Below are 26,005 nucleotides of genomic sequence, written 5' to 3' on the forward strand. Positions count from 1 at the left end.
GTAAATTCGGGTGGTCCCCACCCTACTTGTCGCTTATATATACAATCCCATAGTTTCTCAAGTTTTTCGCTGCATTTTCATCTCTATCATGGATTGTTCTACATTCAGGACATTTCCATACCCTATCCATCAAAGTTCAATGTCCTTCGCAAATTCGTAAGATATAAGTTCTTTTTTTGGTGTTTCACACCATCCCTTTTCTTTGTGTGACATCTCAGATATTTCCCTGCATGTTTTGTCTTTCAGCAAGTTTATAACTTTATCAATTATGGCAAGCTCTTTTTCATCAAAAACTGAAAGGTCATAATTCCCTGTGCTTTTGATTACAGTCTGAATTGCACCATCAGGCATTTCATATTGTTCCACAGTGTATTTGTCACTTGGATATGCTATTATTTCGTTGTATGCAAAATTCTCAATTACAGGACCATATGTGTATTTGATGTATCTCAATCCTGTTACCGAACGCAGTCGGTATTTGAAATGTAAAAAATCAATGTACCACAAAATTTTGTTTAGACTGCTCAAGTAGAGATTACCAACCTTTTCAGCAATATAACTTATCAAGTTCTCAAGTTTTTCAAAGTCAAATCTTTTAAACCCGTTATAAATATCTTCTGGATGCGTAAGTTCTTCAATAATTATTCTTTTCTTCTTTTCGCCAACTGAAGCACTTATTTTTTGTATCAACTTTTGATACGTTTTTGTAGTTATTCTTCCAGCATTATGAGCTTCTTCAACCTTTTCTTTGAAAAACTCTTCAGCCTGGAGAATCAACTTCAAAATGTCACTGTGTGATTTAGAAGGCAGAGCCCCTCGTTCGTATCTGTTTATTGTCATCTTGCCCCAGCCAAGAATTTGACCAAGTTCCCTTTGAGACAGGTTATACTTTTCTCTTATCTTCTGGATTTCTTCAGGTGTAATCAAACCTGTTAATTCTCTGTAACGCTGGTAAAGTCTTTTGAGATTCTCATTTTCGATGTCCGGTATGAACAGCTCAGTATTACACTCACCACAACGGGGAATATATTCTTCAACATTTACCTGTACACCTTTGTATTCTTTGATCAAATTCCTCTCGAGTTCGAACTCCACATCTTTTTTGCACTCCGGGCAGTATACTCTATTCATCCTGTTCACCTCCTTCTTGAGGTTCATCCTCGTGAAAAGAAATACAAACTACTTCTTCTGGTGGATTGTATCTCAACTTTATGTATATACAAACATCTAAATATCTACTGTTTTTGAAAATCCATATATCGCCTTCTCTATCTTTGTCATGGTCTTGTTCCGGTCCTTTAACATAATCTTCTGGAGCCAGATCCAGCAATATATCTCTCACATCGTCTATCAGCAACCCCCATTTGTGCAAAAACTCTATGTTTTTCCTTCTAAAAATAAAGCGCCATTTCCCTATTGTTACAAGTTTCTTGATTCCCAGTAGATAATTCCTGACTATTTCTTCCTTTAGCTTGTCAATCTTAATCGCCTTCTTTCGTACAACTTACAACGTCCTTCGCAATTTTATTATACCACACTATTTTTATTTTTGCCACTATTTGATGGCAGTATTCTATCTACATACATAAAAACAATGATTTAAGTTCAGCATATACACCCTCAAAAAACACCCATGAAAGCGGTTGCTTTTGCCCTACATTGAACGATTTTTGGGTAAAAGGTATTTTTATATATTACCTGCTCATTTGCAATGCGATTTTGAGCCTTTATTTGTTTTGCAAATTTGCAACTGCCAAAAACCCTTGATTTTGCTGCGTTTCTGGCTTTTTGTGTTTCCTGTCCGGGCTTTTGAACTGACCTGCCCCAGCCCGTACTGGCAAAACCTGTTTTCATGTGCTTTGCTTTTGATAGCGAACAAATGTTGGTCTTCCTCTGGGAACCGTCCCAAACATGAAGTTATGAACCTTCTGGCAGGGGATGGCTGCATGAAAAGCCCGGCTGAACTTTCCGGGTCTTCAAAAATGCTGAGCTTTCAAGCCTTTTGAACATGACAGTGGATTTGCAAACTAAATGTCAAAATTTAAAATTCTCCACTGTACAGCCATCTTTAGTGCATATAAACATAGGTCCTATTTCGCCACGCAGATGTTGAATTCGCATCTTCAGTTTAATTGTGACATTGTACACTTCGCAGTTTAGAAAGTTTTTGCAGTTTGGTTTCTTTTTGTTGATCGGGATATCATTATTCAGGTAATCACATCTCAGACATTGTCTTCTTTGCAGCTCATCCAAGAAAAATCATCTCCTTTTTGGATTCTAACTGCTACTGGGCAAGGAATATTTTCCCCACCCAGTAGTCTATATGAAAACAGGCAGGTCTAAAACCTGCCCGGTAGTTTACTCAAATTCTCTTTTGTCTATCACTGCATCACAGCGGTAGTATTCTTCTATCTCGTATTCGTCTTCTGAGAGTCTCTTCAAAATTGCTGTTAGTTTGTACTCTTTTGTATCATAGTATGCCATTTCTTCGCCTACTGGTGTGTCGTCGTCCTCAAGACATTCTAAGACAAACTTGAGTACAAGTTCTTTTGGTGGGTAGTCATCACAGTCTTCTAACAGATCTTCTGGTGGAAAGTATGGCGCAAAACAAACTTTTACTTTTCTGCCGCTTGGAAGGGTATATTCGTCAACTGCTCCTACCTATAGAGGTAGGAGCTTGCTCTACCTGTTTTTGCAAACAGGGAACATTAGGCTGGTTGACAAGCAGCCCTCTCAGGTTCATCTGCTGAACTTCCACAAGATACCTTATTGCTATATTCGTTGCGCCTACTATGTCAGCATTTTCTTCATAACCGCAGCGCTGACACTTAAATAGTTCACCATGTCCGGGGCGGTTGTCTTTCGATACATGTCCACAAACAGGACAGGATAGCGAAGTATACGAAGGGTCAACTTTGACTGAACATATTCCATTGTAGAGTATTGATTTGTACTCCAATTTGTTTTGTAGTTCGGCAAAAGGCCATTGTTCTGCTTGGCGGCGCGCTTCACTATCATTGCCACGATACGTTATCCTGTTTGTTCTGATCATGCTCAAATCTTCCATGACAAATAGTGCTGCCGGGTGCTTCCTGACAAGGTCCTTAGTGAGTTTATGTAGAAAGTTGGACACGAACCGTTTCTCGCTCATGCCAATCTTTTGGAGTTTTCTTCTGGCAGAGCGAGTGCCTTTTGACATCAACTGAGAGCGCAACTCGTGATAGTGACGCTTGGTACGTCTAACCTGGTCAGGAAGTGGTATAGTATATCTCGCACCAGCAGTTGACACTACTGTTACAATATTTCTCTCTCCAACGTCTATACCAGCAATTTCTTTGTGCAGTTTTTCGTCGATTTCCAGGGTTACTGGGATGTGCAGGTAAAATTCTTTTGATGGTTTATCATAGACAAGCACAGGGTCACCTATTTCGCCGTGTTTTAAATAGTTGTAGTGTTGTTTCCAACCGGTGATTCGAACGTTTTTAATTCTGCCATGGATGGAGGAAATGGATACGAAGAAGGTGTCTGTATTTTTGTCGTACTTGATGGAGAAGGTGCGACCGTGCGTGTAGTTTACTGTGAGAGTTTTTCGTTTTGGTGGTTTACTCCAGAATTCTTCAGCGGTACCACTATTGTTGTTGCTATTTTGCTCTCTGTACAGCAGGTTGTTATATTGTGCCCACAGGGTTTGGTATATGTCTGCAACTTGTCGGTAGACATTGATAGCCAGCTGGGAGGGAAGAGAAAACTTTTTTCTGATGGTTTTGTAGTAGAGTTTGTGTAGTTTCTTTACGTTAGTTGTTTTGTCTTTCAGATTTTCGGCTAAGACAAAGTTAATAGCACTGGTATATGTTTTTGCAGTTTCGATGAGTTTTCTTTTTTGTTCTTGTGACAGCCAGAGTTTAAATTTACAGGATAACGTTAACTTCATTTTCACTCACCGAGTATATTTTATCATGTGATTGAAAAAATATCAATCCCGCTTCCTCTCCAACCTGTAGAGGTTGGAGCCTCCGCGGGAATTAAACGGTGAAATTCTCTTGGCTCATTGACTTTGAAATATTCGCTGATTCTCGTATAATACTCAATTTCATAAATGTTGTTCGGGTATCTTCTGACTCTTGCTGCGATGTCTTTTTCAGTACTGTCAAAGAAAAAAAGTGGTGTTTCGCCATCTTCAAATGTTTGGTTGTCTAAATCATATTTTGCTATCTGTCTTTTAACAAATTCTAAAACTTCTCTGTCTTCTTTCAAACCTTCTGCAAACTTGACTGTTGCCATCTTCTATCTACCCCTTTCATAAGGTCTTATTAAAGGCAAAAGGGTGGAAAGCAATATTCAGGGTTGCTCTCACAACCCTTTTGCCACCACCTTATTGAAAGGGGATTTATCAAAAACCGAACAGGGTTAGCCTGTTCGGACTATTTTTCTTTAACGTCTAATACAGCATTGCATGGGAAGTATTCTTCTATGACGTATTCGTTTTGTGCTACTCTCTTGAATATTGCTGTTACTTTTCTGTCTGTAGCATCAAAATATGCAACGCTTTTGTTCATTGGAATCTTGTCTTTGTTTTTCTCTATACATTCAAGCACAAATTCATAAACGAGCTTTTTTGATGGCATTTCAAAGTCAAATTCGGATGGATCAAAGTCTTTGGAAAATCTAATCTTTATCATAATCATCTCTCCTTTCAATTGTTATCGCAGAGAAAACAAAAGGGTGGAGTTTCCCCTTTTGTTTTCTCCACCCTTCTCTATGCAGCATATTCTTCTTCCCAAACGTCTATAACCATTGTTCCTTCATGCGGTTCTGCAATATCATCCAGAAGTGTGATGATCTCTATGCATACATATAACTTTTCTGCCAGTACCCTTACCAGTACACTCTTCTGGCGAGTATGATTCCTTACCCAGCAGTAGGTAGCACTTGGGAAGTCTAATAACTCTGTTGCAAGTTCAAGTGTTCGTATTACGTCTTCAACTATGAATAACCTTTCTATCTCTCTTTCCTTTGAGTGCTTGCTCCATTTCAGGTAGCACTCAATACCATCAATGGTAACTTCGTCTGGGTAGTACATCTCTTCCACTCCCCCTCGCTTACTCTGGTTGGCTAACTTCTAAGCAAGGGGGAGTTTGCAGTTCATCGGGGAGTGGAAGAGACCTTGTTTGCACCTTTTGTTATTTATTATACCACGTTTTTTGGTTTTGACACCATGAATTTTTATCACTTTTCAGCACATTTGAACTATCTGCAGTGTCTGTTATCATTCCCCATGCAATAATCATTACAATTGCAAAAATGAGAACTATTATCAGGTCATATACGACTACATATCCTGTTATTTCGTTGCTTACTGCGTTGTAAAAAGAAATGTTTGAAAGTTTAGTTGCTTTTCTGAACTTTTCTAAGTACTCCTGTATGTGTTTATCAACTTGCAATATTGCGATAACTCTTTTGTCAACTCTGTATGGTTGCTGGAATCCTTCTGAGTTTACTGGGAAGATGATGTATGAGTTTGTATCGTCTTTGAACACTACTATTTTCTCTGCGCGTATCAATCCAAGAAGCTGTGGTACATCTGCTTCCCTAGCTTTTCCAACCATGTACAAACTCTGAGCACTTTTGAGCATGAAATTTTCGATGTATATTCTGTTAACCAGCGACAGTATGCTGATACAAAGAGCCAGAAAACCGATTTCCATAATTAAGAGAGTTATTAGCTGTTGTTTGCGACTGTACAAAATAACCGCCCCCAGAAAAATTAACAGGGCAGGAAAAAAAACAGACCTGCCCTATCCTGTCACAACAGCTTGCTTTAACATTTTGCCTGCCTTGAAAACAGGTACCTTTGTTGCCGGAATGATGATTTCTTCTCTTGTCTGCGGATTTCGACCTTTTCGTTCTGCTCGTTGCCTTACTTCAAATGACCCAAATCCTACAAGCTGGATCTTCTCGCCTTTGGAAAGAGCTTCTTGAATACTCTCAATTAGTGCGTTCAGTGCTTTCTCGCTGTCCTTCTTTGTGAGACCGCTCTTCTGGGACATTGCTTTGATAAGTTCTTCCTTGGACATTGATTATACACCCCCATCATTTGTTTTTATTTCAACAGGCGTGTTCGCCTGTTGCTCGTTAATAACAAACAGTGCTATTATCTTGACCTGGTCAACCAAACTGTGCAAAATTGCACAGTATTGGCGGCTGGGGTATTTGTAGTCCGCCTTTCAAGCTTTCCCGACCCCAGCAGGCGGTATTTGGGAAAGCCATAGCCCCTGCCCCAAGAAACAGGAACTTGCGCCCTTACAGGTCTTCCCCACTTGCCCTGAAATCAAAAGCGATTTCAAGACAGACATATCACGCAGGACTCTGTCAGGGGAGAGTGGCGTTACCACCGCCTTATACTCAACAAATTTTCTTTTGTGTTTTATCACTGTTACTTTTGTGAAATTTGTAAAAGTAATACATACTCAACACAAAACCAACAATACCTATGAATGCAAGGAAGAAACTGAAAGCCCGTACAGTGAGATAATACAGATTGTTATCTATACCACGCAGTAGAACAAGCATAACGAATATAGGTATTGATAGGAGTACACCAACAACCCAAACCAGAAATACATTCTTCACATTTATCCCTCCTCTTTTTGCCCTTTTCGATAAACTTACCTTATGTTGTTTTTTACCTGTTGCTGACGTTTTTCTGCTACTATATCAAATGTAAGCATGAAAATGAATATTATGCTAAGCACTACAACCAGAGGCAAAGTTACATTAAGTTTGCATAACTCAGGGTTATATAGAAAAGACAGAGCAATGAAGATAAGAGGCGGTATTTCAATTGTGTAAAAGAGAAACAGCGTGCTCGTGTCTACTGGAAGTATAACCCTGACTATACCATCAATGAGTGCTATTATCCCAATTGTTATTACCGTCAGTATCATCAGTTTTGGGTTCCTGTTGTATATATTTATAATTGCGCCCTTTTGAGATAGCATCGTTACTAAAATGCTGCAGCCGAGGAACACCTTTATCAAAATACTAACAATCCTTTTTTTCACCCTAATCACCTCCCTGCTCTAAAGCAAATACAACCGCTATTGATTATTTTCTTGAACAGGCATGATTGTCTGTTATCTCTTATTCCCAAGTGAATTATACATTTCTATTTAAAGTTATACCACGCTTTTAAAAAATTTCCCCCAGCTTTTTAAAAAACTCACAAAGACTTTGCTATGTCCTGCCACACCTGTTCTTTTCGCCATGCCTTCCATTCGGTGTTCCTTTTGCTTCTGGGCAAGCAATATCTCTCCTTCCAGTAACTTGCAAGGTCAGAAAACGGATAGTCGAAGTATTCGGGTTCAGTTGTATCAGGTGCTTTGACGTACTCCTGCAGGTTTTTAATCAGTGGAAACACGTATACTTCTCTCTGCACACCGTGGGTTACAAGTTCAACTTCAATCCCTTCTAATTTTAGCTGTCTTGCCAGTGCCTTTGCAAGTCGAAACTTGTAGTTTGGTCCGTTTCCGTAGCCACTTTTAACTTTCACACCCTTACTTTGCAGGTATTCTCTTGCTTTCTCGCACAGACTGCTGGTCATGAACAGTGTACCCTGTCCTTCTGTGTACCCCACAGGTATGCAGATGAGATTGTCTTTGTATTTGACTCTATTATAGATGGAACTTCTGCCGTATGCTGATGTTGTGGTTAGCATGACGAGGTCTCCATCAATGTTGTTACCTTCTATCTCTGTTGTTTTGCCTTCATACTTTTTGCGATAAACCTCTCTAATTTCGTTTGAAACTGCTGCAAGGACCATGAGTTTGCCACCCAGCAGGAAATTATATGGCGGCAGGGCTCCCAGTGTGTATATGTCCATTGTGCGATTCAGTACTTTCAACTTTTCAGGTCCTTTTGAAAGTCCCAGGTATTCGTTTCTGGCTTTAAGCCCCAGTACTGGCGACTGTAACCCAAGTATTCCTATTAGTTTGCCGTTGAAATTGTCAAACACCAGAAACTTGAGTCGTCTGCCATAACCTTCTGTGTACGGCGAGCTCCAGGTAAACCGTGCTGTTTTGAATATGTTGTTTTGTAAATCGTTCTCTACTGGGATGAGAACGGGGTTTATCTTCTCAGGTTCTACTTCCCAACCGTCTGCGAAAAATGTGTGTATGATCCTGTACCCTTCAGCTTGTAAAAACTTGGTATGCTTCCTTATCTCATCGTTCCTTGCAATCTCGTGAAGTTTTCTCATGCTCTCTTTGTCTGTTACTTTTAAGTACTTTTGGAACTTCTCAATCTCTTGTATAATTTCTTGCTTGAGAACTTCTGTATACTCAGCAAAGCAAAGTTGATATACTGCCATGCTCATCTGTAGTTTCTCCTTCTCTGGTTGCTATTATTGTTATACCACGCTTTTTGATTTTTCACCCCAAAAAAAACAAAAAGCTCTGGCTTTTACAACCAGAGCTTTAATTTTCCCTGCTATGGATTACCAAAAATGTTTTCTGGTTTTTTGCATGCAACAGTTCCGTCTGTACCTGCTAAAAACATTAGTATCTCACCTGTTATCATCGACTGAACATGCCCCGTCAGCCAGGTTTCATATCTGTATTTTGGTTTTTGAAACTTTTCTATAGTTACTGGAAAAGGTTTGATAAGTACTCCTTTACTGCCAGCCGGAAGTTTTTTTAACATTCTTAAAACTCTGTTTGTAAATCTGTCATCTTTCAATGTTTTTTCTGCCAAATGCAAATAATCGTCAATACTCTCAAACAAAATCTTTCGTGCCATGTTTACATCACTCCCTGTTAAAGTCTACAAAAACAAAAAGCTCTGGCTTTTGAAACCAGAGCTTTTGTTTTTACATTTCTGTAGATACATTTTTCTTGCATTTTACCCGACTACTAGATATATTATATCACTCTATGTCTTCTTTTCCAAGCTATTTTGATTTTGATAAGCAAAATCTGTGCTTTCGTCACAAAATCATCTACTTTCTTCTGCCATGCCGGTCTCTTGTCATACCTGTCCAGTAGTTCCCTTGCCGGTATGAGTTTCGTCTGCAATGTTATATCACTCCCCTTATCTCAATATTCGCTGTATCGTACCAAAAATCCTTCTCTTCTCAAGATCAATGCTCTGAATCTGCACCACCACTCTCGTCCCAATAGTTGGTATTTCCCTTGCATTTGAATACGGCGGACACAGGCACTGTTTACCATCGTCGAGTTTCACCAGAAATCCAAAATGTGCAATGGCATCTACTGGGGCAACAATAACCTGACCTACCGTTACAGCAGGTGGTGTGTCCCATGGGTTCGGGTATGCCTGCTTTACGCTTATTTTCGGTGGGTCTTTGCTTATCACCTTTGCCTTGACTCTGTCTGCTATCTTGAAGTGTCTTCTCAAATCATTTGTGTAATTCCACAGCATTTCTTCTGCCGGTAGAGCAAATTCATAGCCTAACACTTCTATGAATGCATTTCTCGGCGTTACCCCTGTTATCCTGCCCTCAACAATATCACCTTCCTTTACTTTCTCCCAGATTTTTCTTCGCTTCTCCATCGCTTTTACCCTTGAAATGTAAAATCTGCCATTCTCCTGTGCTATCACTACAAACTCAATCAAAGCTCCAAGCAGTGCATCTGCTTTGTTCTTTACCTGCTCCTGCAGTCCAAGTTCTGCCTCGTCACAGTACAGTCTCAGTCCTTTCCATTTCACAACCGCATACCATTTGCCGTTTTGCTGCTCTTTTGTTATCACTTCCCCCAGTAGAATCCTTCCTGTTTTTAAAGCCTGCTGAAGTTCATAAATTCTTTTGTCTGTTTTTATTTGCGTGCTTTGCATTTTACATCTCTCCCTTCCTTGCAAACTTGTTTACTTATATTGTCAATAATCCACTTTCTCCGTTCCAGTTTTTGCGTATTCCTATTTTGAGCACTGGATACGCTTCTTTTATCCGTCTTGCCATGTCTGTTACTTTTGTCAGTTCAGGTGGCTTGAATTTACCAGCTGCTTGCCCCTTGTATAGCCGTAGCGTCCAGTATAAGTTCAGATTAGCGCAGGATTTCAAAAACTTCGCTATTTCTATCAGTTCGCTTTCTTCTGTGTCATCGAATATTATCGTGCGCACTTCGACTGGAATATCGTACCACGATACCAGGCTTATACTCATCAGTGTATTGTTCAGGTATTCATTGCTTTTGTTCCCTGTCCCGGTAATTCTTCTGAACCTGTCTGGTCTTATGCTTTTTAAATCAATTGCCCAGAAATCTGTGTAGTCTATCAACTGCTGAACAAATTCCGGGTCTGACCCGTTGTGTGCTATGCTGACCCTTCCTCCCTTCTTCTTGACATATCTTGCTATCACCTTCGTGACTCCTTTAAAACAACACGGGTCGCCACCAGACAGTCTTATCGTATACCCCTGCCTTAAATGTTTGTTGACTTTCCTAGCTATTTCCGAAAACTCCACCCACACGCTGCCTTTGATGTATTTGCCTTCCTTACTGTGCCCGTTCCTCTTGCAGTATGTGCATGAATAATTGCATCCCCCAAACGATAGTATCTTCATCGGCAGTGGTGTAGTGGTATATCCTGTCTTCTCTAAAAAATTTGCATACCTCACTTCTTCAAAAATTTCGCCTCTATAAGGCAGTACCGGTATCCTCACATTGTCCACCTGTCTCAACCTCCCCAAAAAAAGAAAGTCCTGAAGTTTTCGTCTTCAGGGCTTATAGTAATTCGTCTTCCCCGGTTTCCTTCTGTTCGTTCCCTTCTGAACCATCTGCATTATTCTCTGGTGGTGTCGTAAATCTATTTTGTGACTGGTCAGCGTTTATCTGTGATTGTGCTCCTGCGTCGCAAACTTGCCCTGCAGTTGTGTTTCCAGTAACTTCTGCTGCCCACGGTCTCAAATAGTCTTTTATTGCCCGGATGGTTAATTGTTTACTCTCCTTCAATTCGCTTATGTCAACTTTCTCTACTATCAACGGTTTGTGTCCCCTTACCATCACTATCGCTTTCTCGTTCTCAAATCTCAGCACTTCATCCTGTGTCAAAAGTTGTCTTTTACCAACTGACTGTGTTATTCGTTCTATCTCTGTCAGACCTTCCAGTCCGCCCTGCCTTGATACCGACCGTGTGTGTATTGATTTCGTGCCAAGCAGTTCCGATACATACTCCGCCGTCTTCAAATCGTTCGCCCCCAGGAAAAACTTTGTGTCACAACATCCTATTATGTTTTCCCAGTCCAGCGGGTATATCTTCTCAAGCTGCCCTAAACTCTGAAAGATAATACTGCAGTGCAGTCTCCTGGAACGAATCGTCGCTATCTTCTCCTGAAAATCCGGTATCTCACCAATGTTGGGAAACTCATCTAACAAAAAGTACACTTCCCTTGCTCTTATCTCTGGATCTGTTGTTGTATCGTGCAGGTTCACAAGCTTGATAAACAGGAAACTGAAAAACAGTGAGCTCAAGAAACTGAACGCTCTATGTGTGTCGCTTATGATACAAAAGTACGCTACCTTCCTTCGCTTCGGTGCTTCTAAATCTATGTCACTCACTTCTGTCATTTTTTGGACAAGCCTGTTCTGGAATACCTGCAACCTTGTGCCAAGTCCTATGATAACACCAGTTCTTACCTGTTCACTTGCCTGTGCAAATATGTTGTACGCCATCTTCGATGCCCTGTCGTTTGGTATATTCATAAACATGCTCTGCAACCCTGCCATGTTCGTTGTCGCTAAAAGCCTGTACAGTTCACCCAAATTCTGTCCCTGCGCCGGTCTCGTCTCCTTAATGTACAGCACCAGCGCCTTGAGCAGGTTCAGCTCCGCCCTGTCCCAGAACGGGTCGCCACCTGCCTTTCTCATCCCTGCCTGTGTGTTCCTTATCACTACATCCGCAAATACCGTCGCATCCATATCATCTGCTACTGCGTCCAACGGATTCCACCTGTCAGAACATTCGATGTTGACAAGATTTAAAGCTTTTACGTCGTACCCCTGCTTCTCTAACCATACTGACATGTCCTCAAAAAGTTCGCCTTTGGGGTCCGTTACTATCATGCTCTGCCCCATCTTCGCTATCTGCACAATGTTCGGCCTCGCAAACGTCCTTGACTTCCCTGTTCCCGGTGCTCCAAAGATTGCTATGTGCTTGTTATACTTCGTGTCTGCTGGCAGCACTACCCTCTGTCCTTTTACCTTCCCCAGCAGTATCCCTTTTTGCTCGCTCCCAAACTTGAATACCTTTTTTGCTTCGCTTTGCTTCATCCAGTCTGCTGAGCCATATGTGTTCCTCTCATCTGCTGGCACTTCCTTGCCAAAATGTATCTTCAACTCGTCTCTGTATGCAAATATGAATACTCCTGCTACCACCAGTAGGACAGTAGCAACACCAAGCCAGATTCTCAAAACTGCTGGACTGTGAAATACACTGCCCAGCGCTGCTACCGGGTCGGTCTGTATCACTATCTTTGGACTCTTCCCTGCCATAATCTGTTCCCATGCGTCCTGTGATATCGCACCGCTGAACATCCCTATCAAATACGCCATTATCAGGTAGTAAATTACCAGTATCGCTACAATTCCAAGTGCTTTCTTCATGCTATCAACCCCCTATACCTGCATTTCGCCAAGTTTTGTTTGGCTGCTGGGTTGGCTACTGGGTGTCGATTCATACCCGACTATGTTCAAAAACTCCTGCAGTGTGATCGTTCTCAAATTCGCCTGTATCCCTTCAAACCGCCACTCCTGACCTTTTAAACACAGTATCTCTGCTCTGTATGGACTCGATTTCAATACGTTCTCTACTGCGTTCTTCCCTATCATCTCACCGTCTATCCCAATATATACTAGCTTTCCGCCTGCTTCAAAATCAAACAGTCTATTTCTACTGGGAAATGCATTGCTGTAAACTGCTGTTGCTATCCTGTGCTTCCATTCCGGTATCCCTATTATCACGTCCATTATCTGCAGTCCCGATTCGCTCAATGGCAGTGTGTGCAATGCCTGCACCCTCAATCTCGTACTGTATTTTGTCACTACCTGCAAAAAGTCTTTTAGTTTCTCACCTTCGCATAAAATAACAAACCTGTGTATATCGTGCTCGACCAGTTCGTCTATGTCGTCTATCATCTCAGATAATACTTTCATGCTCGCTTTCTGTGATACCTTGAATATCGCATAGCCTTTCGCCACCCCAAGCACCTTATTCTTGTCGCTTATCTCCTTCTTACCCCGCTGTTCACGCTGTTTTCTCGATTCACTCTTTAAATCCCAGCAGGTTGTAAAATGCGGCATAATGTATCTCCTAAACCCTACCCGTACTACGTTCTTCCATCTTCCTACCATCTCCGGCATCGACGGGTTGCTCAATGGCTCAAACTTTAACCCATACTCCTCTTCTATCAACCTTGCACCACTTTCTGTCAGCGTTATATTGTTCCAACCCACTTTCTTCAATATCCCTTCGTCTATCATCTTACCTATCCTGTTGTATATCGCCTTCTTGTTCCTGTAAATCTCTCTCGCCATATCATATGACACCATCTTGAATTTCACTACCATCTCAAAAAATGCTTCGTCTCTCTTGCTTAATTCCAGCACTTTACATCACCACCATCTAATGTTGTTGCCTGCTTCTGGCATGTTCTACTGGTTACTACCATTAAACACTGCCAGTTTGCCTATGGCAGCTATACCATCTAATGGCGTCTGTGCTCTTTAGCAATGACTACTGGGTTGCTACTTCGGTGCAGGGAAACTCTTCCCTGCACCTTTCCCTTTTGCTCTTGTCCGGAGTTTTTTGGAACTTCTGAAACATCCCAAATTGTGCTCAAAAAAATACTATGGATTCACATATAGAAAACCTACTTTCATAAGTTTCTTGATTTTCTTTATGCTTTTCCATCGTGCTTTCTAATATGGAAAGTAAAAGATTAACTTTAACTAATTATAGCAATTAAGCCATTATTCTACTGGAATTTTGTTTGCTACTTCAATGTTAGGTTTTGCTGTTATGATTTTATGTATGTTCTCGGGGTGCGTTACTTTTATCAATGTTTTGCAGTACACGTTGTCTATAGGGAAGCCGAAACAACTGAAGGACATATGGTACATTGTGTCTTCGGGGATGATACCACTTATGACCAGTGCGTCTATTAGAGTCTTCATCATTCGGTTATCTGTATCCGCCTTAATTGAAACGCTGTGTGGTACATAGAATTCAAAGACTATATGAGCTTTTTCGAAGTATGGTTTTTCTGGCAGTTTAGACAGGGCGTTATATATCATTTCTTTCCATTTCAGTGTATCTGACTGAGTAGCGACTTTGTAGACAGGTGGGACGTCGTAGATTAAGATTATTAAGATGTCGTCTTCGTATTTTGCTTCGGTTATGTCCGATAAAAAGGTAGTGTCAATTTTGTAATTGTGGATATCTTCGATGATGCTTGCGTAGAATTTAACTTTATACTGGATTTCAAACAGGCTTTCACGTATCTGGTAGACAGAAAATTCCAGTTCTTTTGTCCATTTTGTGAGGTGTTCAATAAGTGGTATGAAATCGTTCGGAATATTACTCATCTTGATTTCTCTCCTTTCTGCAGTTTTTCTACAAAAAAAATAAGGCAGGGTTTAAGCCCTGCCTTATACTATGAGAAGGCGTTGAGGAATGACCTTACAACCTTTTTATTCTTTGCAAGGTTGTTTTCTTTTTGATTTTCACTACTGGAAGGCAGATTAACAGGTATTGTGTTCAGTTTAATACTACCTGATACGACTGCTTTGGTTGCGTAGTACAGCTCAAGTGCGTCGAGAATGACTCTGGTCTTGTTTTCTTCCTGCCAGATAGGATGTTTTTCATCGATTTTAACTGACAGAGTCTTTTTCATTCCAGACTCACCTTTTCGTAATACTGTTTTAGAGCTTTTGTTACCTTAGTTAGAGACACCTTGTATTGCTATTTTGTATTACTGGAAGTAAAAAATCGAATAAAAAATTCATAGTAGTAATACAAAGCAGGCATTTGACATTCATCCATTTCAGTTATATCAAAGTTTACAGTGGTATTACTCATCAAGTATACTGAGCAGATTCAAAAATCCTTTTGCGTTTGCGAACTGTGCATTGTTGATGACCTGGACATTTTCAAACTCTTTTTGCAGAACAGCTGCGATATTGAAAGCGCCACCACCTGCCACGAATACACCATCAAATGTGTCAAAGCCACGTTGTAATTTTCTTGAAATAGACTGGACAATGTCATTTGCTATAGTGTTGAAGACTTCTTTTTTTTGTTCTTCGATGTTTATTTTTCTGCCACGTACGGATATCTGCGAACGCTCATGAATATCGAGCAGAAGATTTGTATCGTAACTGACTCCATATTTTCGTTCGAGGATTATGCTGAGCTTTTCAATAGCCATTGACATACCTTTGTCAAGTGTAAAGCACAGTTCGAGAAGTGGATTGATGTTGTTTTCATTCACTTCTACAACTATGACATCAGTAGTTCTAAAACCTATGTCCAGAACGCAATAAATTCCTTTTTCAATATTAGAGTCGATAGAAAACAAGGCACCAACACCCTGTGGAAAAACTTCGCACCTTGTTATGTGGTATGTGTGTGCCACGTTGTTGCTGTCAACAATTATCTCTTCTGCGAACTCAAAATAGTCTCTGACTTTCTCTTTAAGTTTTGGGTATAACATAAGTGGCAGACCAAGACCAAGTTCGATTTCTCTGTCGCTATCAAGAGCCATAAGTGCTGTTAGAATGAGTAACTTGGAAAACTCTGATACAAATCTGTCGTCTGAGAAACTTGTTTCTGTTATCATGCAATGAGTAGCTGCTTTTCCTACTGCGTAAGTCTGGTTCATATAAGTTATGAAGTATTCACTGGTTGGTTTAAGTCCTATATCGGTTAGAAAAGTTTTTGCTACTGCGGATGGGAAAATCACTTCTTTTCCTTTTTCATTTACTGCCTTTGTAAAACCAAACCCAACATCAACGGCACATTTCATAGTTATCTTACCCCCTTTTAAATTTTTGCTGCCGATAAAATAAAAAAGCCTGTGAGAATGGAACTTTTCTCACAGGCAAAAATTTTTCTGTGTTCGGTTTTTTGTTCGCATTTTATTCTGGTATACTGAGATTGAGTAGTTAGCCAGATTAAAGTTTGCGTTATTAAAGTTTGCAAAAACAGTGGGGGGTATTCTCCTCCCCCGTGAGTATAACAAGCCCTGATTAGAAATCATAATCAGGGCTTTTGTTGTTTATCTGAACTTTCTTTAAAAGTCCTTTTTTAATCACTTTTTGTTTTATCTCTTCCCATTCCTGTTTTGTAATCAGGCAATCATGGACAGGTACCATGAAGGTTATGAGTTTGTTGTCAATCCAGTCAGCGTATGCAACTCCGTTACAACTTCTCACAACTGACAGGAACGTTTCCTTGTCAAGTCTTAAGTTTCTAAACCCGGCATCTCTGAAGTAGTACTGAATGTCTTTCATTATTTTCTCAGTGAACCATATCTCAAGGTTGATGTTTTTATCTTTATACTCAAGGTACAGAACAGCAAGCGGGTCCACTGCAACAAGGTATCTGTCAATAAAATCCCACAATGAGCGGTTTAAAAGCTGATTGTAATGCCGTGTGCAGAACCATGCCGGTGTTTTTGAGAGTCTGTAGTATGCTTTCTCCCCGCAGACTGAACAACGCATATTGTCAGACACTTCATATTCAATTCTCTCTCTTTTTGAGTCATTTTTGGGATAAAGTAGCGCAATTCTTGCTCTATCGAGTATATCAACCATGTCGTTCATAGTATATACTCCCCCAATCTTTGCTTGATTTCTTCCCATTCCTTTTCGGTGATGATATACTCGTCGTTGAACTCGTCCAGAAGGTAGGCAAATATTCTGTCATTAATTACATCAGCGTATGCGACTCTGTCGTAAGACCTGAGCATCGTTAGAAATATTTCCTGATTTAACGTTTCCTTATCATTGAGCAAACCCATTGCTTTAAGATATTCTTCAGTTTCCTGCAATACATCACTGACTTTTCCCACATATGAGACTTTTACTTTCCTGTTTTCACCAAAAACTACTGGTATTTCTTTTACACTGTTGCTGTCAAGAATATTTTCGATGACATAGCAAAAAGTGTTTGTCCTGATAAAATTGTAATGTCTTCTGCACAGATAAATTTTTTCATCTCCATCTTCGTATACAACCACATACTCAGCATTTTCGATGCATTCTGGATCGGAGCACAGTTCTTTCTCATTCCCGGGTAATTTAACCACTTTAGCATAGCATTCGCCTATATCCACCATCACATCAAATGGATTAAAATTGGGGTTGTTATTTTGCATATTGATGTCTCTCCTTTCGTATGCTGTTTGTTTAGAAAATACCACAGCCAGATTGCAAAAACTACTGGGAACGTACTTTCACAAAAACAAAAACCCTGCTACTGTTTCAAAGTAGCAGGGCTGCAGGTTTTAAACTTTGAATATAAACGCTTCTGCTGCACTTGCGTATGGGTGTCTTTTTGCAAAGTATGCTTCAAAACTTTCAGTACTGTGGCCAAGTTTTTTTGCGGCTATTACTTCATTGATATTGAGCTGTTTTCTGGTGATATCTCTTTCATGTTTAAACGCCCTGTGCAGATTCATTATTGCGTCCGATTCTTCGTCGGTTAGTGTGTAACCTTTTTGACTCAGATACACAGACAACCTGCTTGCATCACCGTTTTTTATCGCTTCAGTTAACATGTGTCCCTTCCCTTCTGCTGTTAGAAAGTTCGACAGTGAAGACAGGTTAGCAAAATCCTGTTTGTACTCCTGGTTGTTTGCAAGTCTCTGTAAAGTGGTTAAATCTATTGCCTGTCGCATTTTTGTGCCTGCGCCAGCCGATTTCAAGACCCCACCTGCTATGTGAGCAAAAGCAGTAAAAGCGGGGTTATCATGCTGAACAACTGCTCCTATGTTTTGTAGCATACTGCCGGTTGCATACAGCAAACTTTTACCTGTAAGAGCAGCAAGATTCTGTACAAAAGCTTTTCTTGTAAAATCTGTGTCTGCATAAATGTTTCTCGTTCCTCGAGTTGTAAACGGTTGTGATGAACTGATTCTGGACACAGTGCTGAAATCTACAGTAGGTGGTGATGTAGCAGGTACACCTGAAGATCCACCCATAGGTATTGCTCCACTTCCGAATGGTTTGCTGCGCGAAATTCCACCCTCTGCAGCTATACCACTGCTTCTGTCCGAACCACCTGACGGAGTTTTACCTGGACTGCTGCCGGACTCGTATCCTGTCGAACCTGAACCATAGCTTTCTTTCCCACTGCTTCTGGAACCTGAAAATGCTCTGGAAAAAGCATTTGTGGTGCCTTTTATCATCGGAAAAATACCGGTAAAAAACGGATTTGCAAGATGTTCTTCGTCCACACCGCTTACACGCTGGAACCAGTTTTGCAGCATGTTTCTCAGCGTACCGCCCAGCTGTGGAACCATCCACATAGCAAGAAGCGTGAAAAGCCACCCTGTAAGATCAAGTGAGTTTATAAGGTGCAGGACTGCCAGCAGGGAAAAAGCATAGAAAAACCCCATCGACGTATTTGTAATTATTTCACCGAACCATACGTTCATAACGTTCGAATCTTTCTTTATACCCCACATCATTGCTGCTATTGGAGTGAACAAGAAGAATACACCAAGTACTATTTTTCTTATAAGGAAAATCATATTGATTTTGAAATACAGGTAAGCGTACATGAGTTTAACAATTGCAGTATTCAGTAGATTCTGAGTATCAATTTGTGAAATAAAACTGTCAATATCAGAGTTTGCGATATTACTGTCTCCCATATAGCTGTATTCCAGTGCTACATATCCGTGCAGTACATTTGTAAGACTGACAAAAAACTTGTTGAGGTACACAAAAATGAGCGGACACGCAGCTACAAGCAAAACAGCTTCAACCCATGTATAAATTTCTTCCATCATATCAGCTTTTTTTCTAGCACTGTAACCGAACGTGATCATCTGAATACCTGTTTTGCCTACCATGATGATGATAAACGCAGTTGCAGCAAGTGTTACAAGCCAGTAGAAACTGAGCATGAATTGAAATTGTTCTGCTGTAAAAACAGAGTTATTAAACAAAAGTTTACTCATGGGCTGGAACCCTGCTATTTGACCTGCGTACGTTATGAAGTCTGTTATACCATTAAGGATAGCGCACACGCCTAAGATTATCCATGAATCTTCCTTCCCGTCTGTTGCAGTTGTTGTTTGGCTGACAGGCGGAGTAGAAGTCTCTGGTAGTTTAAGAGTGTTGTAGAACTTTTCCTCAAGTCCTGCTATAAGTCCGACGAATGTTGTGAGCAGGGTAAGAATTATACAACCGACAACAACATATTTGAGCCAGTCATAAGTTTTTGCAGTTTCTTCAGAACTTCTAGCTACAATGAATCTGAGTCCAATTACAAGTACAGTTATAGCAGCCAGAGCAATACCAACTATTATAATTTTCCCTGACAGTTCACTTATGAGACTTCTGGCAGTAAGTACCGGGTCAACAGTATTGGAGTTTTCGTTTGGTGTGATTGCGCCTTCCACCGGTGCAGCAAAACCGAGTCTAAAAAGAAACAAAAAAATCAACCCTGACAGTGTACCTGTCAGGGTTCTGAAAGTTTTAATTCTGGACGTTTTCATAATCACCCACCTCTTGTTTTATTTCTATCTTGTGATTGTCCTGGTATTTTAATTTAATACCCACCATCGTTGGCATCATGGTTTTGTTTTCTTTAAAACCGTTATAAATAACTTTGAAAAGTCTTCTTGGATACGGTCTTAGTCTTTTACTTTTTACAGGAAGCCAGGAGTCGTGAGCTATTGAGTAAGGCGAAACAATATCTATTGCTGGCAGGACAAAATGGTCAATAACCTTAACAGGATGAATTGCTCTCTGCAGTTCAAGGTGGTATGTTCTGTCATTCTGGCTTGGCAATGGATAACTGTATGTGTAGAGTTTCGAACCAGGAGGTGCAATTCCCGGATGTGTATGTGCCACTATGACGTTCCTGCATTTACCGTTGAACGACACATTGTAACTGTAGAGTACTTCGTGTGTGGTGGGAACGACCGTTATTGTGGAACCAATATTGTCTATAAGTGCAAGGAGAAGTTTTTTGTTCTCGTCTAGCAGGAGAGTCATTGACATTTCCCTGCGAAGTGCTGCCGCCTTTGTTTTTCTGTTAAAATTCCTCAGCAGTTTCAAAACTTTTAGAGCTTCCTGCTGGGAAGTGATGTAAATATCTTTTCTTGGTTCGAGAATAAGGATAACACCGTCTCTTAATTTACCTGTATTGACAATTCTGTCGCTGCTGTAGATAGAAAATTTTTCGTAGAGTTTCTTTGTAATCCATACTATCACATAACCTTGAAAATAACACATGATCGCCACAATTATTATGCCGGCAAAACCATCCGTGTCAGGATTGTAGCCAAAATACCTGGTCAGGACAGGGTCAGCATATCTGTGAAAACCCTGTGTTAGGCTGGAACAGAACTGTACAAATGCGTGCCATACATTTGTGGCATTATTTTGCATTATATTGATTGTTTCAAGTACCCTGTTCTTCAAAGCGGGTGAAACTGAATTCAGTAGCGATACCCATGTAGATGAAGTTAGCAATATTGTAGTTACAAACCCGATAATTGCTATAAGGAATCTTTTAAACAGTCGCTGCAGTATCATTTTCATTACTCCCTGTTGAGATTTTCTATTACTGGTTATACCACAATTTTTAAAAAAACGACCACGAATCTTAAAATTTTGTTGTTGTAACGTAATCCCACTCAAAATCAAACGGTGTAACCTGAATTGCGACTTTTTCAAGCGGGTTGACCAGTATTGCCTGTCCTTTGTTTGCAGTGATGAGAAACTGGGCCGCTGCATCCGACAGTCCAAAATACGTAGCTGTTTCCTTTGCAAGATCGGGTTCCTGCTTTAACAGAAATTTGCTGTGACACATATTTAACATTGTCCTGCCTGTTTCGGTCCGCAAAAATTCCAGAATCGTCTGGGATGCTATCATCAGCGATATGTGATATTTTCGCCCGCGTCTCGATATCGACTCCAGATAGTCATTTGTAGACTGGTATTTTGTGAACATCCATCCTTCATCAAATACCACTATTTTGTTGTATTTTCTCATCTTTTCGTGCGAGAACTTGTTCCATATCCAGTTCATGATAACCACCGATGCAAAGAATTTTAGAAAAGGATCTTTGTCAAATTCTTTTAAATTGAACCCTACTATTCTATCGTGTTCCTGAATCTCGATATCTGTTTGACAGTCAAACAAGCCCAGAGTACCTTCGCCTGTAAATATTTCAAGTACATCTGCAAGTTGTTTTGTTTCTTCAAAATTAGAAAGTTCCCTGCGCAGGTCGGAGAGGGTAGGCAATACTTTTTTTACCTTGCCGACATATATTTTCCCGGTTTCATCAACTTTCATATTGGAGTACAAGCTCTCAGGGTCTTTAGTGATACCGAAATCTGCATAAAGTTTTCTCACGCTTTGTTCTATTTTAGAAAGCTGAGTACCGTCCAGTCTCTTACCCATAAAACTTTCTGATATTATACCGAGCAAAAACCTTATCTCTGAAATCTTGCCTTCAATGTTTATAAATCTTTTTCCCTCATCTTCTTCTATCTCTAAGTCGAACGGGTTTATTCCTGCTTTACCGCCTGCTTTTACTTCAACATATTTACCACCGAGCATATTTATCAGTTTTTTATATTCCCCTTCCGGGTCAAGTACGCACGCCCAGAAACCGAATGCTGCACTTCTTGCCAGCATTGTTTTCATCGTCGTTGATTTGCCGCTGCCGATTGTACCAAATACTGCGACGTGTGGGCCCAGCAGTGAGTCGTCGAACTGATTGTAGAATACCGGTGCCCCTGTTGTCAGGTTGTATCCAAGGAAAATACCGTTTTTGTAATACACTTCTGTGTTGCCGGTTGGAACGCAGCACGCACTGCTGCCTGTGGTCATCGTCTTGTAGTTTTCTGTATGTTTTTGCAATCCAAGTGGAAGAGTTGCAAGATATCCCCGCAGTTGCCGGAACGTCAGTGCTCTTGGTTTTAAGTTGTACGCTTCACATCTGTTTTTAAACTCTATGCATTTTTCTTTCAGTTTTTCAAGACTGTCGGCATATATCGTGAAAAATATTTGAACATACAGAATTTTTTCAATACCTCTTTGCAGAGATGCCCTGAGTAACTCAAAGTCTTCAGCCTGCTGCAGTTTCTGGTAGTCGACAGGTTTATTCCCTTCAAGAATGATATTGGCTCTCAAGTCGGTTATCATTCGACTTAGTTTCCTTATTACATCACCAGTGTCGGCAGGCTCAATGTAAACTGACATTGAAATTTGACCTATATTGAAAAATGTCTGAAAAAAAGTAAGATAAATGTCTGACGGATAGACTGCCACAACGTATACCCGGGCATATCTTTCGGGTCCCAGGTAGATATAATCCTTTCCTTCTTCTATGCAGTCAGGAAGTATCAGATCGAGAAGTCCTGTAGCATTCTCGATAAGTCTGTTATTTTCGGACTTTTCTGAAATGTTTGATTGTTTAGAACTAACGGGTTTGACCGTAAACTTCTTCATAAACTTCATCATTTATCACTATCCCCCTTCTGGATGTTGTGTATAAATCAAGAACACCGCTTTTAATCGCATTTTCAATCTTGAACACCTGGTTTTTATTGAGTTCATCTCCGAGCAGTTGAAGTACTTCGGGCAGTGATAACCTGGCAATTCTGAAATTTGCTTTTTTAAGGAGTCCAAGGACGTTTTTTTCGCGCTGGTCCAGTTTTTCAACAGCGACTTTTTCATTACTCTCCTGAACGTAGAGAGTGAGATAACTCTTTCGTACAACCAGTTCTTTTTCTCTCTGTAAACTATCCAGTGCGTTTTTGAGCAGTTCACAGTAATTTTTCAGTGACTCTGATACCATATTCGCCGGGTCGTTTATAAACTCTTCAATTTCTTGGCCCTGCTGTGAAGTCTCTATTCTTTGAGTTGTTGTAAAGAATTGAACAGGACAATCCAGAGCACGCATAGCAGCAATCAAGTTTAATTCCAGTGCTTCCTGCTCTGATTCGCTCATCAGGTCGATGTCCTGTGATGAAAGATAGTAAATTCTTGCATATCTGTTTTCATCCATAACCACTGTACCGTCCGGCATAATGTTTTTTATCCCCAGTAGCCTTTTTATTTCGCTTTTATGTCCACCAGGGGTAGATGTTTTTTCTTTCTTCCCACCAGAAGGAATTTTGCCTTGAAAAAGTTTGTTAGAAAACAGAGCAAGTGCAAACACCACAGCCCCCAGTATAACCAACGACCAGTCTGACATTTGCTGTCCCCCTTTCTCCCTATGGGAGGAAAATTTTTTTGCGTTTTTGATAATCGAAAATTTCTTTTAACCACACATGCAGTTCGCGTGACTCAATCCTGACAAATGCAAAAACTGCACCAACTGTAACAATAAAAAGTTCTGCTAGGAATGCTATCAGAAAAGGTATTTTTAACTCAGTAAACAGCCATACGGCAAAAAGAGATGGTAAAACGAGAATAAATAGTTGTCTCCAGGTCATAAGACCTCCCACGATTTTGTTTTCAAATTTGAACTCGTATGGTATTCTGTGCCTCTGCAATTTTCATCACCACTCTCTCATTTTTTTATCTCAGATAAAAAAAGAAACCCACAGTGATTTAACCACTGTGGGTTCTGACTCTTATTTAATTCCTGCAGCAGTTGCAAGGTTGTTGATGATTACTGAAGCGATTTGTATACCAAAGAATACAAGACCCAAACCTATGAAAGTCCACAGAAATGCTCTTCCAATTCTTGCTTTCTGTTGTTCATCCTGAACAGCGGTTAAAATTAAACCACGAAATACAACCAGTAAAAGCGCAATTGTCACAGCTGCAATCTGTACAGGTGCTTTTATAGCATTCACAACATTTGCGGCCTTCTGTGCAAAGGTTGAAGTAGTTTCGGTACCAATAACTTGTTGCAGGTCACCTTTTGATGCATTTGCAAGTGCAACTGTCGAAACAGTAAGACATAAAACCAAACTAAGCAACACGATAAGGATTTTCTTCCTGTTCATGGATTTTACCTCCCCTACATTTGTTTTATTTTCCAAAGGTGTTGTAAATGACCCCGAGTATATATGGTGCAAGCAAGTAGATTATTACCACAAGACCAACACCACCTAGTATAGAAGCTCCCATTTTTTTTGCGGTCTGAACGTGAAAGATGTAACCGAGCAAAAGCAAGAGTACAGCAATTGCAATTCCCAGTCCGGTAATGGGTTTGATGAAGCCCTGCACGATTGTTAGTAAATTTACAAACAACTTTGCAAGCATATTTGCAAATTCTTCCGTAGTAACCGGTTTTACAATCTTATTTATGTCATTCAAAATCTCACCCCCCCCTTGACAGACTCTAAAAAACAAAAGCCGCTATCTCAGGGCATAATAACCCTGGCATAGCGGCAAACTTTCTACTGGCAAACTGCGTCCTGTTTAAATTAGCTCAAGCGGGTGCGGGCGTGAATCACAATTGTGAACTGAAAAATCTCAGTTGCAGATGTATACTGGTGTACCAGGTTTAGTTGGTATCGGTAGTGGCTTGATAGGTTTTACTGGTACTGGTGCTGGTTTTGTTGGCGGTACTGGAATGATTACGATTGGTGCTGGACTTGGTTTTGTTGGTTTTTCCGGAACTTCGGGAATTTTGACAGGTGTTGCAAAAGCTGCGGTAGATAATACAAAGGCAAATAGAAATGCAACAACTAATACAGTTGCCAAAATTCTTTTTGCCATCTTCATTCACCTCCTTATCGTTTCCTGTGCCCGCACCCAAAATAAATGGTAAGGTATTGTTATACCGGTTTCTTCTGGGGTAGGCAGTGGGACTCGAACCCACAACGCCAGAGCCACAGTCTGGCATGTTGCTTTGCACCATGCCTACCGTATTTTTGCCCCGTTGCCCCGCCCACCGCAACAGGACATTGATAGCAATGCTGCAGCGTTCAGTTCCTGATTTCGTGTGCGGGACGCTACCTGTGTACGAACTCAGGTGCCACCTTGCAGCACAGCACTGCTATCCCCGTTTTTTCTTTTTCCACCAACCAGAAAACTTTATATGTTCGACAGTTTTAATGGTGGTTATCCCACCGTTCTCGTATATAATCAGTACGGCAGGGCCGTACTGTACAGCTTTGTATTTTCCTCTCCGGGAAAGGAGAATACCACGGGTTGCAGCTTCTAAAATGTGCAGCTCTGCCTCATATTCTGAAGATGGCATGATACGTTCCCGAAAACGCTTTATAGCATGCCTTGTTATCTGTATCATGTTTAACACCTTAGTACGCAAGAGCGTTATTGGCTGTATTGATGACAGTATTTCTTTTTCGTTTCAAACCTTCTGTCAATGTATGTACCGGTCTGATATATTTGGGCAGTGTTGTTGGCACAAGGGTACCATCTTCTAGACAGTCTTTTCGCACAAACTTCCCCCTTACCCATCTGTAACACGAACGGACAAACTCATACAAAGTAGACACAGACGGCCATCTGTGATAAGAAAGTTCAGCCACTGCCTGCGCATGTTCACGCTTCATAATTTCATAAGTCTCATCCCACAATTCTCTTTTTGCTTTTTCTCTTCTTTTACGTTGATAATCTTTCCACTGTTTTTTTCTACGATTCTTGGCTTCTAAAAGTCTGTACGCTACTTCTTCCAAGTAACGCGGGTCTTCCTTAATATATTTGTTAATTGTTGGTCTTGAAACTCCTGTTATTTTTTGAATTTCTACTCTCTTTTTGTGTTCTTCATAGAAGAGTCTTAGAATTTCATCAATTTTCTCCTGGCTGAGTTTTCTTGCCATGGTATTCT

Annotated in this window: 32 protein-coding genes, 1 tRNA gene and 2 pseudogenes; all 35 read right to left on the reverse strand. The window is 40.5% G+C overall.

Annotated features, from left to right (window positions below; translation table 11 throughout):
- Positions 1-22 precede the first annotated feature (22 nt).
- A pseudogene (locus ATHE_RS14370) lies at positions 23-133 on the reverse strand (zinc ribbon domain-containing protein); the annotation flags it as partial.
- Complete coding sequence (locus ATHE_RS12615) at positions 130-1,131, reverse strand: type II TA system antitoxin MqsA family protein (protein ID WP_015908820.1); 1,002 nt, start codon at positions 1,129-1,131, stop codon at positions 130-132. The gene ATHE_RS12615 and the pseudogene ATHE_RS14370, both read right to left, overlap by 4 nt.
- Positions 1,124-1,342, reverse strand: coding sequence for a hypothetical protein (locus ATHE_RS15395; RefSeq protein ID WP_408605145.1), 219 nt, complete (start codon positions 1,340-1,342; stop codon positions 1,124-1,126). Before ATHE_RS15395 ends, ATHE_RS12615 begins: the two co-directional genes overlap by 8 nt.
- A gap of 1,016 nt (positions 1,343-2,358) precedes the next feature.
- Positions 2,359-2,484 carry a hypothetical protein gene (locus ATHE_RS15175; protein ID WP_015908823.1) on the reverse strand — a complete coding sequence of 42 codons (126 nt, stop codon included), beginning with the start codon at positions 2,482-2,484 and terminating at the stop codon, positions 2,359-2,361.
- 163 nt (positions 2,485-2,647) lie between these two features.
- Entirely contained in the window at positions 2,648-3,931 is a 1,284-nt protein-coding gene (locus ATHE_RS12635) for an RNA-guided endonuclease InsQ/TnpB family protein (RefSeq protein ID WP_015908824.1), read from the reverse strand.
- A 23-nt stretch (positions 3,932-3,954) separates the two neighbouring features.
- Positions 3,955-4,281, reverse strand: a complete 327-nt coding sequence (locus ATHE_RS12640; protein ID WP_015908825.1) for a hypothetical protein — start codon at positions 4,279-4,281, stop codon at positions 3,955-3,957.
- Between the two features lie 140 nt (positions 4,282-4,421).
- Positions 4,422-4,679: a hypothetical protein gene (locus ATHE_RS12645; protein WP_015908826.1), complete on the reverse strand. Its 258-nt coding sequence runs from the start codon at positions 4,677-4,679 to the stop codon at positions 4,422-4,424.
- Between the two features lie 77 nt (positions 4,680-4,756).
- Positions 4,757-5,080: a hypothetical protein gene (locus tag ATHE_RS12650; RefSeq protein ID WP_015908827.1), complete on the reverse strand. Its 324-nt coding sequence runs from the start codon at positions 5,078-5,080 to the stop codon at positions 4,757-4,759.
- 100 nt (positions 5,081-5,180) lie between these two features.
- Positions 5,181-5,744 (reverse strand): hypothetical protein, encoded by a 564-nt coding sequence (locus ATHE_RS12655; RefSeq protein WP_015908828.1) that lies wholly within the window; start codon positions 5,742-5,744, stop codon positions 5,181-5,183.
- Between the two features lie 51 nt (positions 5,745-5,795).
- Complete coding sequence (locus ATHE_RS12660) at positions 5,796-6,074, reverse strand: HU family DNA-binding protein (RefSeq protein ID WP_015908829.1); 279 nt, start codon at positions 6,072-6,074, stop codon at positions 5,796-5,798.
- 150 nt (positions 6,075-6,224) lie between these two features.
- A pseudogene (locus ATHE_RS15230) lies at positions 6,225-6,395 on the reverse strand (IS200/IS605 family accessory protein TnpB-related protein); the annotation flags it as partial.
- A gap of 270 nt (positions 6,396-6,665) precedes the next feature.
- Entirely contained in the window at positions 6,666-7,061 is a 396-nt protein-coding gene (locus ATHE_RS12670) for a hypothetical protein (protein ID WP_015908831.1), read from the reverse strand.
- 158 nt (positions 7,062-7,219) lie between these two features.
- A complete protein-coding gene (locus ATHE_RS12675) occupies positions 7,220-8,371 on the reverse strand; it encodes a Druantia anti-phage system protein DruA (RefSeq protein ID WP_015908832.1) in 1,152 nt (383 codons plus the stop codon).
- A gap of 113 nt (positions 8,372-8,484) precedes the next feature.
- Complete coding sequence (locus tag ATHE_RS12680) at positions 8,485-8,793, reverse strand: hypothetical protein (protein WP_015908833.1); 309 nt, start codon at positions 8,791-8,793, stop codon at positions 8,485-8,487.
- Positions 8,794-8,915: 122 nt separating this feature from the next.
- Entirely contained in the window at positions 8,916-9,068 is a 153-nt protein-coding gene (locus ATHE_RS14835; protein ID WP_015908834.1) for a hypothetical protein, read from the reverse strand.
- A 16-nt stretch (positions 9,069-9,084) separates the two neighbouring features.
- A complete protein-coding gene (locus ATHE_RS12685) occupies positions 9,085-9,849 on the reverse strand; it encodes a S1 RNA-binding domain-containing protein (protein WP_015908835.1) in 765 nt (254 codons plus the stop codon).
- A gap of 34 nt (positions 9,850-9,883) precedes the next feature.
- Positions 9,884-10,684, reverse strand: coding sequence for a radical SAM protein (locus ATHE_RS12690; protein ID WP_015908836.1), 801 nt, complete (start codon positions 10,682-10,684; stop codon positions 9,884-9,886).
- A gap of 52 nt (positions 10,685-10,736) precedes the next feature.
- Positions 10,737-12,614 (reverse strand): VirD4-like conjugal transfer protein, CD1115 family, encoded by a 1,878-nt coding sequence (locus tag ATHE_RS12695; RefSeq protein WP_015908837.1) that lies wholly within the window; start codon positions 12,612-12,614, stop codon positions 10,737-10,739.
- Between the two features lie 12 nt (positions 12,615-12,626).
- On the reverse strand, positions 12,627-13,616 hold the full coding sequence (locus ATHE_RS12700) for a hypothetical protein (protein ID WP_015908838.1): 990 nt from the start codon (positions 13,614-13,616) through the stop codon (positions 12,627-12,629).
- Between the two features lie 363 nt (positions 13,617-13,979).
- Positions 13,980-14,594: a hypothetical protein gene (locus ATHE_RS12705; protein ID WP_015908839.1), complete on the reverse strand. Its 615-nt coding sequence runs from the start codon at positions 14,592-14,594 to the stop codon at positions 13,980-13,982.
- 68 nt (positions 14,595-14,662) lie between these two features.
- The gene (locus ATHE_RS12710) at positions 14,663-14,902 is read right to left on the reverse strand and encodes a hypothetical protein (RefSeq protein ID WP_015908840.1); all 240 of its coding nucleotides are present in this window, start codon (positions 14,900-14,902) and stop codon (positions 14,663-14,665) included.
- A 177-nt stretch (positions 14,903-15,079) separates the two neighbouring features.
- Entirely contained in the window at positions 15,080-16,033 is a 954-nt protein-coding gene (locus tag ATHE_RS12715; protein WP_015908841.1) for a ParM/StbA family protein, read from the reverse strand.
- Between the two features lie 223 nt (positions 16,034-16,256).
- Positions 16,257-16,832: a hypothetical protein gene (locus ATHE_RS12720; RefSeq protein WP_015908842.1), complete on the reverse strand. Its 576-nt coding sequence runs from the start codon at positions 16,830-16,832 to the stop codon at positions 16,257-16,259.
- Positions 16,829-17,386 (reverse strand): hypothetical protein, encoded by a 558-nt coding sequence (locus ATHE_RS12725; RefSeq protein WP_015908843.1) that lies wholly within the window; start codon positions 17,384-17,386, stop codon positions 16,829-16,831. The genes ATHE_RS12720 and ATHE_RS12725 overlap by 4 nt, the downstream gene beginning before the upstream one ends.
- A 129-nt stretch (positions 17,387-17,515) precedes the next feature.
- Positions 17,516-19,735, reverse strand: coding sequence for a pilin (locus tag ATHE_RS12730; protein ID WP_015908844.1), 2,220 nt, complete (start codon positions 19,733-19,735; stop codon positions 17,516-17,518).
- Positions 19,716-20,780 (reverse strand): hypothetical protein, encoded by a 1,065-nt coding sequence (locus ATHE_RS12735; RefSeq protein WP_015908845.1) that lies wholly within the window; start codon positions 20,778-20,780, stop codon positions 19,716-19,718. Before ATHE_RS12735 ends, ATHE_RS12730 begins: the two co-directional genes overlap by 20 nt.
- Before the next feature lie 70 nt (positions 20,781-20,850).
- Entirely contained in the window at positions 20,851-22,716 is a 1,866-nt protein-coding gene (locus ATHE_RS12740) for a VirB4 family type IV secretion system protein (protein ID WP_015908846.1), read from the reverse strand.
- Positions 22,676-23,452, reverse strand: coding sequence for a hypothetical protein (locus ATHE_RS12745; protein WP_015908847.1), 777 nt, complete (start codon positions 23,450-23,452; stop codon positions 22,676-22,678). Before ATHE_RS12745 ends, ATHE_RS12740 begins: the two co-directional genes overlap by 41 nt.
- A 19-nt stretch (positions 23,453-23,471) precedes the next feature.
- Positions 23,472-23,753, reverse strand: a complete 282-nt coding sequence (locus ATHE_RS12750) for a PrgI family mobile element protein (protein WP_041727234.1) — start codon at positions 23,751-23,753, stop codon at positions 23,472-23,474.
- Positions 23,754-23,834: 81 nt separating this feature from the next.
- Positions 23,835-24,212 carry a hypothetical protein gene (locus ATHE_RS12755; protein ID WP_015908849.1) on the reverse strand — a complete coding sequence of 126 codons (378 nt, stop codon included), beginning with the start codon at positions 24,210-24,212 and terminating at the stop codon, positions 23,835-23,837.
- 25 nt (positions 24,213-24,237) lie between these two features.
- Positions 24,238-24,525: a hypothetical protein gene (locus ATHE_RS12760; protein ID WP_015908850.1), complete on the reverse strand. Its 288-nt coding sequence runs from the start codon at positions 24,523-24,525 to the stop codon at positions 24,238-24,240.
- A gap of 159 nt (positions 24,526-24,684) precedes the next feature.
- Positions 24,685-24,930, reverse strand: a complete 246-nt coding sequence (locus tag ATHE_RS14840) for a hypothetical protein (RefSeq protein WP_015908851.1) — start codon at positions 24,928-24,930, stop codon at positions 24,685-24,687.
- Between the two features lie 75 nt (positions 24,931-25,005).
- Positions 25,006-25,078 (reverse strand) — tRNA-His (locus ATHE_RS12770).
- 132 nt (positions 25,079-25,210) lie between these two features.
- Positions 25,211-25,462, reverse strand: a complete 252-nt coding sequence (locus ATHE_RS12775) for a hypothetical protein (RefSeq protein ID WP_015908852.1) — start codon at positions 25,460-25,462, stop codon at positions 25,211-25,213.
- Positions 25,463-25,472: 10 nt separating this feature from the next.
- Positions 25,473-25,997, reverse strand: coding sequence for a hypothetical protein (locus tag ATHE_RS12780; RefSeq protein WP_015908853.1), 525 nt, complete (start codon positions 25,995-25,997; stop codon positions 25,473-25,475).
- Positions 25,998-26,005: the final 8 nt, after the last annotated feature.

This window comes from Caldicellulosiruptor bescii DSM 6725 (genome assembly GCF_000022325.1).
Classification (GTDB): Bacteria; Bacillota; Thermoanaerobacteria; order Caldicellulosiruptorales; family Caldicellulosiruptoraceae; genus Caldicellulosiruptor; species Caldicellulosiruptor bescii.